The 13,409-nt window shown below is 72.9% G+C and carries 15 protein-coding genes; 11 read left to right on the top strand and 4 right to left on the bottom strand.

Translation table 11 applies throughout. The features are described 5' to 3' along the window. Positions 1-12: 12 nt before the first annotated feature. The 4 genes from ACQKQD_RS08765 to ACQKQD_RS08750 all read left to right on the top strand — a co-directional run bounded on the left by ACQKQD_RS08765 (position 13) and on the right by ACQKQD_RS08750 (position 3,187). Complete coding sequence (locus ACQKQD_RS08765; RefSeq protein WP_091681352.1) at positions 13-531, top strand: 2'-5' RNA ligase family protein; 519 nt, start codon at positions 13-15, stop codon at positions 529-531. Positions 532-562: 31 nt separating this feature from the next. Next, positions 563-1,321: a phosphatase PAP2 family protein gene (locus tag ACQKQD_RS08760; RefSeq protein WP_020093634.1), complete on the top strand. Its 759-nt coding sequence runs from the start codon at positions 563-565 to the stop codon at positions 1,319-1,321. 102 nt (positions 1,322-1,423) lie between these two features. Continuing rightward, positions 1,424-1,792: a PilZ domain-containing protein gene (locus ACQKQD_RS08755; protein WP_205833389.1), complete on the top strand. Its 369-nt coding sequence runs from the start codon at positions 1,424-1,426 to the stop codon at positions 1,790-1,792. An 84-nt stretch (positions 1,793-1,876) separates the two neighbouring features. Then, on the top strand, positions 1,877-3,187 hold the full coding sequence (locus ACQKQD_RS08750) for a Gfo/Idh/MocA family protein (RefSeq protein WP_427508119.1): 1,311 nt from the start codon (positions 1,877-1,879) through the stop codon (positions 3,185-3,187). A gap of 6 nt (positions 3,188-3,193) precedes the next feature. Here ACQKQD_RS08750 and flgH read toward each other — a convergent pair whose 3' ends face one another. The 4 genes from flgH to flgF are packed head-to-tail and all read right to left on the bottom strand — an operon-like array spanning position 3,194 to position 6,703. Then, complete coding sequence (gene flgH / locus ACQKQD_RS08745; RefSeq protein WP_020093631.1) at positions 3,194-3,943, bottom strand: flagellar basal body L-ring protein FlgH; 750 nt, start codon at positions 3,941-3,943, stop codon at positions 3,194-3,196. A gap of 36 nt (positions 3,944-3,979) precedes the next feature. Then, positions 3,980-5,122: a flagellar basal body P-ring formation chaperone FlgA gene (gene flgA, locus ACQKQD_RS08740; protein ID WP_427508118.1), complete on the bottom strand. Its 1,143-nt coding sequence runs from the start codon at positions 5,120-5,122 to the stop codon at positions 3,980-3,982. A gap of 35 nt (positions 5,123-5,157) precedes the next feature. Beyond that, positions 5,158-5,949 carry a flagellar basal-body rod protein FlgG gene (flgG, locus tag ACQKQD_RS08735; RefSeq protein WP_020093629.1) on the bottom strand — a complete coding sequence of 264 codons (792 nt, stop codon included), beginning with the start codon at positions 5,947-5,949 and terminating at the stop codon, positions 5,158-5,160. 13 nt (positions 5,950-5,962) lie between these two features. Next, positions 5,963-6,703, bottom strand: a complete 741-nt coding sequence (gene flgF, locus ACQKQD_RS08730) for a flagellar basal-body rod protein FlgF (RefSeq protein ID WP_427508117.1) — start codon at positions 6,701-6,703, stop codon at positions 5,963-5,965. A gap of 255 nt (positions 6,704-6,958) precedes the next feature. On the opposite strand from flgF, the gene fliL reads away from it, so the two are divergent. The 7 genes from fliL to ACQKQD_RS08695 all read left to right on the top strand — a co-directional run bounded on the left by fliL (position 6,959) and on the right by ACQKQD_RS08695 (position 13,407). Beyond that, positions 6,959-7,513 (top strand): flagellar basal body-associated protein FliL, encoded by a 555-nt coding sequence (gene fliL, locus ACQKQD_RS08725; protein WP_020093627.1) that lies wholly within the window; start codon positions 6,959-6,961, stop codon positions 7,511-7,513. A 64-nt stretch (positions 7,514-7,577) separates the two neighbouring features. Continuing rightward, on the top strand, positions 7,578-8,795 hold the full coding sequence (gene fliM, locus ACQKQD_RS08720; protein WP_091681367.1) for a flagellar motor switch protein FliM: 1,218 nt from the start codon (positions 7,578-7,580) through the stop codon (positions 8,793-8,795). A gap of 19 nt (positions 8,796-8,814) precedes the next feature. Then, on the top strand, positions 8,815-9,345 hold the full coding sequence (locus tag ACQKQD_RS08715) for a DUF6468 domain-containing protein (RefSeq protein WP_427508116.1): 531 nt from the start codon (positions 8,815-8,817) through the stop codon (positions 9,343-9,345). Further along, complete coding sequence (locus ACQKQD_RS08710; RefSeq protein ID WP_427508115.1) at positions 9,342-10,208, top strand: MotE family protein; 867 nt, start codon at positions 9,342-9,344, stop codon at positions 10,206-10,208. The genes ACQKQD_RS08715 and ACQKQD_RS08710 overlap by 4 nt, the downstream gene beginning before the upstream one ends. A 134-nt stretch (positions 10,209-10,342) precedes the next feature. Continuing rightward, complete coding sequence (locus ACQKQD_RS08705) at positions 10,343-11,980, top strand: ABC transporter ATP-binding protein (protein ID WP_427508114.1); 1,638 nt, start codon at positions 10,343-10,345, stop codon at positions 11,978-11,980. A gap of 2 nt (positions 11,981-11,982) precedes the next feature. Next, on the top strand, positions 11,983-13,203 hold the full coding sequence (locus ACQKQD_RS08700) for a phosphopentomutase (protein ID WP_427508113.1): 1,221 nt from the start codon (positions 11,983-11,985) through the stop codon (positions 13,201-13,203). 12 nt (positions 13,204-13,215) lie between these two features. Then, positions 13,216-13,407 (top strand): DUF1192 domain-containing protein, encoded by a 192-nt coding sequence (locus ACQKQD_RS08695; protein WP_012317818.1) that lies wholly within the window; start codon positions 13,216-13,218, stop codon positions 13,405-13,407. The last annotated feature ends 2 nt before the right edge of the window (positions 13,408-13,409 follow it).

Genomic DNA, 13,409 nt, shown 5'->3' with positions numbered 1-13,409 from the left:
CATCTGGCCCCGATGACCGACACGGACCCCCTGATCCTGACGCTCGCCTTCGACGAGCCGACTTTCGCGCGGTTCGACGGCGAGCGGCGCCGCCACTTCCCGGAAGCCCTGAACCGCATCCCGGCGCACGCGACCCTGTTCCACCACCTGCCGGGCGACCGGGAGCGGGGCGTGATCGAGGCGATCACCGCCCTCGCCCGCACGGTGCCGCCGCCGGAGGTCGCGGTGACCGGCCTGCGCTTCACCGGCCGCGGCGTCGCCTACGCGCTCGACTCCGACGCGCTGGCGCGCTTCCGGGGCCGCCTCGCGCAGGAATTCGCGGCCCACCTCACCGCCCAGGACCGGCAAGGCTGGCGCCCGCACGTCACGGTGCAGAACAAGGTGTCGCCGGACACGGCCCGGGCGCTGCACGCCGACCTGTCGGCGGGGTTCGTGCCGTTCCGGTTCACCGCCCCCGGCACCCTGCTCTGGCGCTACCGCGGCGGCCCCTGGGACGCCGTCGCCCGCCTGCCCTTCGGAGAGAATGCCTGATGGATGTCGACGCGCACCGGGAGACCGCGCCATGAGGGCGCCGGGCAACCTGCGGCAGAACCGGCTGATCGAGCCCGCGATGGCGGTCTGGCTGCGGTTGCGCCTGAACGAGGTCGGTCCCCTCGTCGCCCTGCTCTGCCTGAGCATCCTTGGCTACGGGTTCTTCTACCTCGCCCACGAGGTCGGCGAGGGCTCCACCGCGGCCCTCGACCGGCGGATCCTGCTCGCCCTGCGCAACCCCGCCGATCTCGCCGACCCGATCGGGCCGCCCTGGCTCGAGGAGGCGATGCGCGACATCACCGGGCTCGGCAGCGTCTTCACCGTGCTGTTCCTGACCTGCGCGGTGGCGGCCTATCTCGGCGTGTCCGGGCGCCGACGCATCGGTCTCTACGTCCTCGCCGCGGTGGGGAGCGGCGAGCTGGTCTCGACGGTGCTGAAGATCTTCTACCATCGGCCCCGGCCTGACCTCGTGCCCCACGGCATGGAGGTGTTCACGGCGAGCTTCCCGAGCGGCCACGCCACCATGTCGGCGATCGCCTACCTGACCCTGGCGACCCTGATCGCCCGGATCGAGCGCAACCGCCGCGCCAAGGCGCTGGTCCTGGCGCTCGGGGTGAGCGTGACGCTGCTCGTCGGCATCAGCCGCATCTATCTCGGCGTGCACTGGCCGAGCGACGTCCTGGCCGGCTGGTGCATCGGCGCCGCCTGGGCGTCCCTGTGCTGGTTCGTCGCCCTGCAACTGCAGCGCCGCGGCGAGGTCGAGGCGCCCGACCCGCCGCCGCCCGCCTGAGGCCGCCGTTAAGGTAAACAGACGGTTAAGGTGGACGGGCGGGGGCCGTTTGGGCTGGATGGCGGTTGTCCCCGCAACCGAAACCGTCAGGGTCAGACGATCGTGGTCGAGCGCCGCCGCACTGCCCGACGCCGCGTCTGCCTGGGCGGGCGGCTGCGCGTCGCGGCCTTCCTCCCGGAGATCGACTGCACGGTCCGCGACGTGTCCCTCGACGGGGCGCGGGTCCGGCTGCCGGCGGAGGCCGTGCTCCCCGACTGCGTCGAGCTGTTCATCCCCTGTCGCGGTGAGGCCAGGCGCGCCTTCGTGGCCTGGCGCGCGGGCGAGTCGGTCGGCCTCGGCTTCGCCGAGACCCGCGCGGCGACGGAGCCCGAGGCGGTCGCGCGCCGGCTCGCCGCCAGCGAGGCGGAGGTGGCGCGTCTGCGCGCCGCGCTCCTCGACGGAAACAGCCACGAGCCGGGTCGCGTTCACTGAGGGCGCGGTCCCGCCATCCGGCGGCTCCCGGCGCGGGCGGCGTCCCAGGCGCGGCCCTCCCGATCCGGCGACACGGCGAGGCACATGGCGGACGACACCCGGCTCTCACGACGCACTCTCCTCGCGGCCGGGGGCGCCCTGGCCGGCGCCGCGGCCGGCGGCGGCGCGCAGGCCGCCCCGCCGGCCGCCCCGCCGGCTCCTTCGGTCCCGGCCGATACCGGCGCCGTGCAGGGCGGAAAGGTGATGTTCCCGAACTGGCGCGGGCCGGGCGACCGGCCGCCCGCCCCGAGCCCGGCGCCGCAGCCGCCGGGCCAGCGCGTCGGCTACTGCGTGGTGGGTCTCGGGCGCCTGAGCCTCGACGAGATCCTGCCGGCCTTCGGTGAGTCCAAGCGCGCCCGTCTCGCGGCGGTGATGTCGGGCTCGCCCGACAAGGCGAAGCTCGTGGCGCGGCAGTACGGGCTGCCGGACGACGCCGTCTACGGCTACGACGCGTGGGATCGCCTGAAGGCCAACCCCGACGTCCAGGCGGTCTACATCGTCACGCCGAACGGCGTGCACCGGGACAACGTCGTGGCGGCCGCCGCGGCCGGCAAGCAGGTGCTCTGCGAGAAGCCGATGGCCGTGACCTCGGACGAGTGCCGGGAGATGATCGCGGCCTGCGCGAAGGCCGGCGTCAAGCTGATGATCGCCTACCGGTGCCAGTACGAGCCCCACAACCGGGCCGTGATCAAGCTCGCGCGTTCGGGCGAGTTCGGCCGGCCGCGGCTGATCCAGGCCTTCAACGGCCAGACCACGGGTCTGCCGGAGCAGTGGCGCCTGCGGAAGGCGCTGGCGGGCGGCGGCTCGCTGCCGGATATCGGGCTCTACTGCCTGAACACCGCCCGCGCGGTTCTCGGCGAGGAGCCGAACCTGATCCAGGCCCAGATCCACTCGCCGCCGGACGATCCCAAGTACCGCGAGGTCGAGGAGACGGCGAGCTTCACCCTCCACTTCCCGTCCGGCGTGATCGCCCAGTGCCTGACGAGCTACGGGGTCTACGAGGCGCGGAGCCTGACCCTGCACACCGGGACCGCCTCCGTCGATCTCCAGAACGCCTTCGCCTACCAGGGCCAGCGTCTCTACATCGGCCACCGCGACGGCAGGAACGCCGCCCGGGACGAGAAGGTCCTGAGCCCGAAGAACCAGTTCGCCCTGGAGCTGGACCACTTCGCGCGGTGCATCCAGGAGAACCTGCGGCCCCGCACGCCCGGCGAGGAGGGGCTGCAGGACCAGGTCCTGATGGAGGCGATCTACGAGGCCGCCCGCACCGGCGCGCCGGTCAAGGTCGGCCCGCCCCCCGGCGCGGGCTCCGGCCTCGACGTGACGCGCGGGCCGGAGCCGGAGGAGCCGTCCTGAGGTGCCTCAGAACGGCAGCAGGATGTCGACGAGCTGCTGGCCGTAGCGCGGCTGCTGCACGTCGGTGATCTGGCCCCGGCCGCCGTAGGCGATGCGCGCCTGGGCGATCTTGGCCGAGTCGATGGTGTTGTCGGACTCGATGTCCTCCGGCCGCACCACGCCGGCGACGATCATCTCGCGCACCTCGAAATTGACCCGGATCTCCTGCTTGCCCTCGACCACGAGGTTGCCGTTGGGCAGGACCTGGGTCACCACCGCGGCGACGTTCGTCAGGACGGACTCGGTGCGCTGGACCGAGCCGGCCCCGTCATTGGCCATGGCCGAGGTGGCGGAGAGCAGCGCGGTGCTTCCGACGCCGAAGGACTTGCCGACCGCGTTGTTCTCCAGGCCCAGGGCGTTGGGCAGGCCGAAGCTCTCGGTGTTGGCCCGGGAACGCTTGGTCTCGTTGCTGATGTTCGCCTGGTCGGTGACCTTGACCTTCACGGTCAGGATGTCGCCGAGCTTGGCGGCGCGCTGGTCCTTGAAGAAGGCGCGGGAGCCAGTGCGCCACAGCGAGTTCGGCGCGTACGAGACCGGCTGCACGTCCGGCATCGGCATCCGCACCGGCTTGTAGCCCGGCTGCGCGGTCGGGTCCTCGATCGCCGACAGCGCCGGGGTCAAGCCGACCTGCGAGAGGCGGTCGGCGGTGTTGCAGGCGCCGAGCGCGCCGGCGATCAGGGCGGCGGCGAGCGGGTTCAGGACGGTGCGACGGGCCATCGGGCTATCACTCTTCGACGCGTGCAGGGCGGGCGGTCAGCGCAGGGAGGCGGTCGCCTGGACGGGGGCGGCGCCGGCGGCCTGCCGGGCCGCGGGGCTGGGGCTCACCGAGACCCGGCCGGGGCCGATCACGGTGGCCTGCAGGACCTTCTTGGAGGCAACGTTGACGACGTTGACGACGGCGCCCATGCGGCCGGAATCGTTCGACAGGCCGCGCATCGACAGGCTGATGCTCGGCGTCTCGTACACGATGGTCACGTTCTCGCCGCGGGCGACCAGGTCGGGCGGGGCCGTGTCGGTGACCCGCAGCACGGTGCCGGCCGTGAGGGTGTTCTGCGCGACCTCGCCGAGGATGGTCGTGGCGCTGCCCTGCGCGTCGGGGGCGACGGATTCGCGCGGGCGCCGCTCCAGGGCGACGTCGCCCTCTCTCACCGGCTCGCCGCGGTTGAGGTTCCGGGTGAGCACCGCCACCTCGCGCAGCTCCACGACCACGCCGGAGACGCGCAGCGAGACCTGCCGCTCGCCGAGGGTGACGAGGCCCGCGACGCGGCGCGTCCGCGAATCGTAGGTCAGGTCCAGGGCCGCGGCCTGCCCTTCGAGGTCCAGCGGCGCCAGCAGGGTCGGTCCGTCGCCGTCGAGGCGGACCGCGATGTTCTGGGCGTTGAGCCCGTAGCCGGTCTCGAGGCCGCGCTTGAGCGCCGCCTCGATCTCCGGCGGCCCGAGGCGGCGGGCGGCGCGCTGCACGGCGATCTGCAGCCGGCCGCCGGTCTCCAGGCCGCTGAGGCCAAGGGCGGAGGCCGCGTCGAGGATGCGGCGGGTCTGGATCGTCCCGGTGGCGCCGAGGCTGGGCGCGCGGAACAGCGGGCGCGTGGCCAGGCGCTCGGGCGCGCCCTCGACGAGATCGGCCAGCGTCAGGACGTCGCCGCGGGCGGTGACGTCGCCGCGCAGCCGCAGGCCCTCCGCCCGCGCCATGGCGGGGATCGCCAGGGCGCCGAGGGCCGCGAAGGTCAGGAAGGCCAGCAGCGCGCGCAGGATGACGGCGGCGCCGAGGGGCATCACCCGCCGCGGGACGCGCCGCACGATCGGGCTGATGTCGTCCCCGGCCCCCGCGGCGATGCGGGGCAGGTCGAGGGTCTCGAAGTCGGGATCGAGCGGGTCGGGATGCATGCCGGCATACATGTTCAGGGACCTGAAGCGGGGTGCGGGTCGCGCGGTTAGCTGCGGAACATCTGCGTAGTGGTGGAGAGCATCTGGTCGGCGGCGGTGACGACCTTCGAGTTCATCTCGTAGGCGCGCTGCGCGGCGATCAGGGACGAGATCTCCGTGACGGCGTTCACGTTCGCCTCCTCCAGGTAGCTCTGCTGGAGGTTGCCGAAGCCGTCGGCGCCCGGCAGGCCGCTGATCGCCTGCCCGGAGGCGGCGGTCTCGACGAACAGGTTGTCGCCGATCGACTCGAGGCCGACCTTGTTGACGAAGCGCGAGAGCTGGAACTGGCCCAGCGCCTGCGGCGCCGTCTGGCCCGGGATGTTCGCCTGCACGACGCCCGTGGCGCTGATCGTCACGGACGTCGCGTTCTGCGGCACGGTGATCGCCGGATCGAGCAGGTAGCCGTCGCGGGTGACGAGCTGGCCCTGGGCCGAGAGGTCGAAGGAGCCGTCGCGGGAATAGGCGGTCCGGCCGTCCGGCAGCGTCACCCGGAAGAATCCGTCGCCGCGGATCGCGACGTCGTAATCCTTCTCGGTCGAGGACAGCGTCCCCTGCGACATCACGCGGGCCGTCGAGGTGGTCTTCACGCCCGAGCCGAGGCTGAGGCCCGCCGGGAGCTGGGTGTTCTGCTGCGAGGTCGAGGCGCCGGCCCGGCGCATGTTCTGGTAGAGCAGATCCTGGAAGTGCACCTGCTGGCGCTTGTAGCCGGTGGTGCGCAGGTTCGCGATGTTGTTGGAGATGACCTGGACGTTGAGTTCCTGGGCCGCCATGCCGGTGGCGGCGGAGTAGAGGGCGCGCATCGGTCAGGCCTCCTCAGGCGACGTCGGCGAGGCGGCGGATCGCCGTGCCCCGCAGGTCGTCGAGGCGCGAGATCATGCTCGACACCATGGCGTAGGTCCGGTTCACGTCCATGAGCCGGGTCATCTCGATCACCGGGCGGACGTTGGAGCGCTCCAGCGACTCGGGTTCCAGGCGCCCGTCGATCCCGGCGGGGCGGGCGGGCTCCGGCGAGGCGTAGAGGTTGGTCCCCTCGTTGGTCAGCCGCTGCGGGTTGGCGAAGGTGACGAGCTTGATCCGCCCGCGGATGCCGAGGTTGGTCGACACGGTGCCGTCGGGGCCGATGGCGAGGCCGGTCTCCTGCGGGTTGATGCTGATCGGGCCGCCCTCGCCCACGACCTTGTAGCCGTCGCTGGTGACGAGCGTGCCCTGCGCGTCGAGCTCGAAGGCGCCGTTCCGGGTGTAGCGCTCGCCCTGGGTCGACTGCACGGCGATGAAGGCCGAGCCCTTGACCGCCACGTTGAGCGGGTTGCCGGTCTGCTCGATCGGGCCCTGCCCGAGGTCGAGGCTGGTGCCCTGGTCGATGACGTAGGACAGGCGCCGGTCGGGCCGGGCGAACGAATCCGCGCTCGCCACCGGCATCAGGTATTCCTCGAAGCGGGTGTTCCGCGCCTTGAAGCCCGTGGTCGAGACGTTCGCCATGTTGTTGGCGATCACGTCCAGCTCCCGCTGGAGCGCCATCTGGCTCGACACGCCGACGAAGAGGGCATTCTGCATCGTGGACTCTGGGACTCGCGGGCCGCGGAGGCGGCAACGATCCATTCAGCATCCGCTGTGCCAAACCCGTCTGCGGCAAATTTTAGCGGTGTGACAGGGACTTGGTTAGCGACGCTCGCGTGTCGCGGCGGCGCGGGGGCTGCGCCGCGGCAAACCTGACCCGGCAGGAATTGCCTCCTTAACGGCGCGTTAACCGTGATGCTCCGATATCCAGGTGTACCTGGCGCGCGGTCTCCCGCGAGAGAGCATTATTCCATGGCCAAGACGCCGAAAAAGGCCTCCGCCGAGGACGGCGAGGCCAAAGCCGAGGGCGCCCCGAAGGGCAAGAAGAAGCTCATGATCATGGTGGCCCTCGCGGTCCTGATCGCGGGCGGCGGCGCGGGCGCCTTCCTGATGATGCGCGGCGGCGGTCAGGGCGACGGCAAGGAAGCCGCGCAGGGCGGCGGCCATGGCGGCGGGCACGGCGACGCCAAGGGCGCCGGCCCGGACGCCAAGAAGGCCGTGGTCTTCGTCGACGTGCGTGAGATGCTCCTCAACCTCTCTCCCGAGCTGCCCCAGGACAAGGCCAAGTACGCGAAGGTCCGGATCTCGCTGGAGCTGAAGGACGCCAAGGTCGAGGAGGAGGTGAAGCCCCTGATGCCGCGGGTCGAGGACGCGCTGCAGGTCTACATGCGCGAGCTGCGCGCCAGCGACATCACCAACTCGATGGGCCTGTTCCGGCTGCGCGAGGAGCTTCTGCGCCGGATCAACATCGCCCTGTACCCCGCCAAGGTCGACGCGGTGCTGTTCAAGGACGTGATCGTCCAGTGAGCGCGCCCGCGACCCTGCCCCGTCCTTCGCGCGCCGCGCCGCGCCGGGCCCCGATCGAGCACGCCTGATGGAACCCGAGGACGAACTCCCCGAGGACGACTGGTCGGCAGCCCTCCTGGAGCAGGGGGCCGAGGGCGGCGACACGTCGCTGGCCGAGGAGTGGGGCGCGGCGCTCGCCGAGCAGGGCACCACGCGCAACGCGGGCGACGTCGCCGCCGAATGGGCGACGATGATCGAGGACGGGGAGAGCGACAACCTCCCCGAGCTCGCCGGCAACGACCGGGTGCTCAACCAGGACGAGATCGACGGCGTCCTCGGCTTCTCGATGCGCGAGCTCTCGGCCTCCGGGGCCGGGGGCGTGCAGGCCATCGTCGATTCGGGCGTCGTCCAGTACGAACGCCTGCCGATGCTGGAGATCGTCTTCGACCGGATGATCCGGTTGCTGTCGACCTCCCTGCGCAACCTGTTCCAGGACAACGTCGAGGTGACCCTCGACAACATCACCTCGGTGCGCTTCGGCGACTACCTGAACGCGATCCCGCTGCCGACGCTGCTGGGCGTGTTCCGGGCCGAGCAGTGGGAGAATTCCGGCCTCGTCACGGTCGACTCGAACCTCGCCTACGCGACCTTCGACCTGCTGCTCGGCGGCAAGCGCGGCGGCTCGTCGAGCCGCCTCGACGGCCGGCCCTTCACCGCCATCGAGATGACGCTGGTGCGCCGCCTCGTCGAGATCGTGCTGGGCGATCTCGAGATGTCGTTCCAGCCGCTCTCGCCCGTGAGCTTCGGCATCGACCGGATCGAGACCAACCCCCGCTTCGCCACCATCACGCGGCCCGGCAACGCCGCGATCCTGATCAGCCTGCGCCTCGACGTCGACGGGCGCGGCGGCATGCTGCAGATCCTGTTCCCCTACGCGACGATCGAGCCGATCCGGGAGCTGCTGACCCAGAGCTTCATGGGCGAGAAGCTCGGCCGCGACCACGTCTGGGAGGGCCATCTCGCCACCGAGATCTGGCAGGCCGACGTGACCATGGACGCGGTGCTGCACGAGATGATGCTGCCGCTGAAGCAGGTCATGAGCCTGAAGGTCGGCGAGACGCTGATGTTCGAGGCCAAGCCCTCGGACCTCATCACCGTGCGCTGCGGCGACTGGGCGCTGACGCAGGGGCGGATCGGCCGGGTCGACGGCCACATCGCCGTCCAGGTCACCCGGCCGCTGCGCCGCTCGCGCACGACGATCCAGGCCTACGAGGCCTCGATGAACAACCGCTCGGACAACTAGTGCCGATGAGGGTCCGGTCATGAGTCTCTTCGTCACCCTCGCGGCCGACATCCTGGTCGCCGTCCTCCTGGCGGCGACCATCGTCACGTCCCTCCGGCTCTCGCGCCGCATCGGCCAGATGAAGGGCGACGAGGCCGCCCTCCGCCAGACCATCGGCGACCTGATGGTGGCGACCGGCAAGGCCGAGCGGGCCATCGCGGGCCTGCGGGCGGCGATCGACGAGGGCGACCGCACCCTGAACGCGAGCCTGGAGACCGCCACGATCCGCGCCGGCGAGCTGCGGCTGCAGGTCGAGGCCGGCGAGGGCGTGATCACCCGCATCGGCGCCATCGTGGCGCAGATGCGCGCCGTGCCGGTCCGTCCCGAGCCCGCGCCGGAGCCGAGGCCCGCGCCGCAGGCCGTCCCCGAGCCGGCGCGCGCGCCGGAGATCCCGGCCGAGCGCCGGCCGGAGCACGCCAGCCCGAACGGGGAGCGCCTCGGCGTGGCGGCCGCGGCGGCCCTCGCCATGAGCGAGCGCGCCCTCGCCCGCGTCCGGGCGCGCGCCGCGTGACCGGGGTCAAGGCCCCGAAGATCCCGCCGCCGAAGCCGGATCCCGAGGAGCGGATACGCCGCGCCGCGACGCCCGAGCGGCGCGCGCGCCGGAAGCCCGTCCGGCAGTTTCGGCTGCGCCTCATCGACGCCGTGGCGCTCGCGGCCGGTGGGCTGCTCGTGCTCAAGCTGCTCAGCCTGCTGCAGGCCGGCCTGCCGGAGAGCGCGGCGCTGCCGGAATACGGGCGCGCGGTCGCCCGGGCGCGCACCGGCTTCGAGCCCTTCGATCCGGTGACGACCGGTTCGGTGGGCGCCAAGGAGGCGCCGGCAGCCGCGCCCGAGCAGCCGTCGGCCCCTCCCCCGGCCCCGGCCCAGTCCGCACCGCCCGCGGCCGGGAGCTCGGCCTCGCCCACCGAGCGCCTGCTCCTGGAGAAGCTCGGTGCCCGGCGCGACGCCCTGCGTCAGAAGAGCGACGAGCTCGAGCTGCGCGAGAAGATGCTGGGCGAGGCCGAGCGCAAGCTCGAGACCGGGCTCGGCGACCTCAAGAAGGTCGAGGACAAGGTCGACGCCGCCGCGAAGGCGAAGGAGGACGCCGAGAAGCAGGCCCTGAAGAACATCGTCACGATGTACGAGGCGATGAAGCCCAAGGACGCCGCCCGGGTCTTCGACCGGCTCGGGCTCGACGTGCTGGTCCCGATCGTGCTGGCCATGAACCCCCGCAAGATGTCCGAGGTCCTGGCGGTGATGCAGCCCGAGACCGCCGAGCGCCTGACCGTCGCCCTCGCCAACCGCGCCCGCGGCGCCGCCGGACCGCAGGCCCAGGCGGGAACGGGGCTCCCGGCGAACGAGCTGCCGGCGATCGATCCCGGGGCGCCGATCCGGTAGGTCCGTGGCGCGCTGGGGCGCCGGGCCGACCTTCCGGGACCGCCGGCCCGCCCGTCCGGCCGCGTCGTGCCGGCCCGCCCCGTGCGGCGTCCGCGCGGGCTAGGGTCCGGGGCCGGGCGCGCTATAAGGGGTCCATGTCAGAGGCCGATCCCCAGCCGCTCCTCGCCGTCGAGGACCTCTCCGTGGCGTTCCGCGCGCGGGAGGGCGAGACCGTGGCGGTCGACGGCGTCTCCTTCACCATCCGCCGCGGCGAGACCGTCGCGCTCGTGGGCGAATCGGGGTCCGGCAAGTCGGTGACCGCGCTGGCGATCCTGCGCCTCCTCGACCCCGCGGCCCGCCAGGACGGGCGGATCCTGTTCGCGGGCCGCGACCTCGCGCGGCTGCCCGAGCGGGCGATGCGGGACGTGCGCGGCGCCGACATCACCATGGTGTTCCAGGAGCCGATGACCTCGTTGAACCCGCTCCACACGATCGAGCGGCAGATCGGCGAGGTGCTCGGCCTGCACCGCGGCCTCGCCGGCAAGGCGGCCCGCCGCCGGATCCTGGAGCTTCTGGAACTCGTGGGCCTGCGCGACGCCGAGCGGCGCATGGGCGCCTACCCGCACGAGCTCTCCGGCGGCCAGCGCCAGCGCGTGATGATCGCCATGGCGCTCGCCTGCGAGCCGGACCTCCTGGTCGCCGACGAGCCGACCACGGCCCTCGACGTGACCGTCCAGGCGCAGATCCTGGCGCTGCTCGCCGACCTGCAGAAGCGCCTCGGCATGGCGATGCTGTTCATCACCCACGATCTCGGCATCGTCGAGCGGATCGCCGATCGCGTCTGCGTGATGCTGAAGGGCAAGATCGTGGAGGCCGGCGCCACCAAGGCGGTCTTCGCGGATCCGCAGCACGCGTACACGCGCCGCCTGATCGCCTCCGAGCCGAAGGGCCGGGCCAACCCCGTCCCGGCCGACGCCGCCCCGCTCCTGGAGGCCGGCCCCCTGAAGGTCTGGTTCCCGCTGAAGTCGGGCCTGCTCCGGCGCGTCACCGGCCACGTCAGGGCCGTGGACGGCGTCTCCCTGCGGGTCCGGACCGGCGAGACCATCGGCGTCGTGGGCGAGTCCGGGTCGGGCAAGACCACCCTCGGCCTCGCCCTGCTGCGGCTCACGGGCTCGGAGGGCCCGATCGTCTTCCTCGGCAAGGCGATCGACGGCTACGGCGCGGCGCAGATGCGCCCGCTGCGGAAGGACATGCAGGTGGTCTTCCAGGATCCCTACGGCTCCCTGTCGCCGCGCATGTCGGTGGCCGACATCGTCGCCGAGGGACTGGTGGTCCAGGGCACGGCGCGCTCCCGGGCGGAGCGCCGGGCCGTGGTCGCGAAGGCGCTCACCGATGTCGGGCTCGATCCGGCCGCCATGGACCGCTACCCGCACGAGTTCTCCGGCGGCCAGCGCCAGCGCATCGCCATCGCGCGGGCGATGGTGCTCAATCCCCGCTTCGTCGTCCTCGACGAGCCGACCTCGGCCCTCGACCGCTCGGTCCAGGCGCAGATCGTGACCCTGCTGCGCGACCTCCAGCGCGAGCGCGGCCTCGCCTACCTGTTCATCAGCCACGACCTGAAGGTGGTGCGGGCGCTCGCCAACTACGTGATCGTCATGCAGAACGGCCGCGTGGTCGAGGAGGGCGACGCGGAGACGATCTTCGCGAACCCCCAGACGCCCTACACCCGCGCCCTGTTCAAGGCCGCCTTCGCCCTCGAGAGCGACGCCCCCGCCGAGCTGGAGCCCGCCTGACCGTGGCGCGCGCCCTCATCATCGTCCTCGATTCCGTGGGCGTCGGCGGGGCCCCGGACGCGGACCGCTACGGCGATGCCGGGTCGGACACGCTGGGGCACATCGCCGAGCGCTGCGCGGAGGGCCGCGGCGACCGGGCGGGGCTGCGCGCGGGCCCCCTGCGCCTGCCCCACCTCGCCGAACTCGGGCTCGGCCTGGCGGCCGCCGGGGCCTCGGGCCGGATCCCGCCGCACCTCGCCCCGGCCGGCCCGCCGCGCGGCGCCTACGGCCACGCGGTGGAGACGGCCGCCGGCAAGGACACGCCCTCCGGCCACTGGGAGATCGCCGGCCTGCCCCTGACCGAGCCCTGGGGGCATTTCCCCGACACCCGGCCGGCCTTCCCGCCGGAGCTGATCCGCGCGCTCGTCGCCGAGGGCGGCCTCCCGGGCATCCTGGGCGACTGCCACGCGCCCGGGGTCGCGATCATCGACGCGCTGGGCGCCGAGCATCTCCGGACCGGCCGGCCGATCTGCTACACCTCGGCCGACAGCGTGTTCCAGATCGCCGCCCACGAGGAGGCGTTCGGGCTGGAGCGGCTCTACGACCTGTGCCGGGTGGCGCGCCGCCTGTGCGACCCCTACCGCGTCTGCCGGGTGATCGCCCGGCCGTTCGTGGGCTCGCCGGAGGCGGGCTTCCGCCGGACCGGCAACCGCAAGGATCTCGCCGTCGCCCCGCCCGGGCGCACGCTGCTCGACCGCGCCGAGGCGGCCGGCCGCGCGGTCGTGAGCGTCGGCAAGATCGGCGACATCTTCGCCCACCGCGCCACCGGCCGCGAGATCAGGCCGGGCCCGAACGCGGCCTGCGTGACCGCGGGCCTCGACGCGCTGGCGACGCTGCCGGAGGGCGGCCTGATCTTCATCAACCTCGTCGATTTCGACACGGAGCACGGCCACCGCCGCGACGTGCCGGGCTACGCCGCGGAGCTGGAGGCGTTCGACGCTCGGATCCCCGAGATCCTGGCGGCGCTGGCGCCGGGCGACCTCGCGGTGATCACGGCCGACCACGGCAACGATCCGACCTGGACCGGGACCGACCACACCCGCGAGCAGGTCCCGGTCCTGGCCTTCGGCCCCGGCGTGGCCGGCCGGCCGATCGGGCGCCGGGAGACCTTCGCGGATATCGGCGCCACCGTGGCGGCCCATCTCGGCCTCGCCTGGGACGGGGCCGGAACACCGTTCCTGTAGGGAGGACACGACGTGCGGGACGACGACGACCGGCCGCGCAAGGCCGTTGCCCACGAGATCGGGCAGCCCCTCGACACGCTCTCGCTGGGGGATCTCGACGAGCGCGTCGCGCTCCTGCGCGCCGAGATCGCCCGGCTCGAGGCGGCGCGGGCCGCCAAGCAGGCGGCGCAGGGCGCGGCCGACGCCTTCTTCAAGCGGGGCTGAGG

The sequence above is a fragment of the Methylobacterium sp. NPDC080182 genome (assembly GCF_050281105.1).
In the GTDB taxonomy this organism is placed as follows: domain Bacteria; phylum Pseudomonadota; class Alphaproteobacteria; order Rhizobiales; family Beijerinckiaceae; genus Methylobacterium.
Note: the sequence above shows the minus strand (reverse complement) of the source record. Positions and strands in the feature narration are given on the sequence as shown.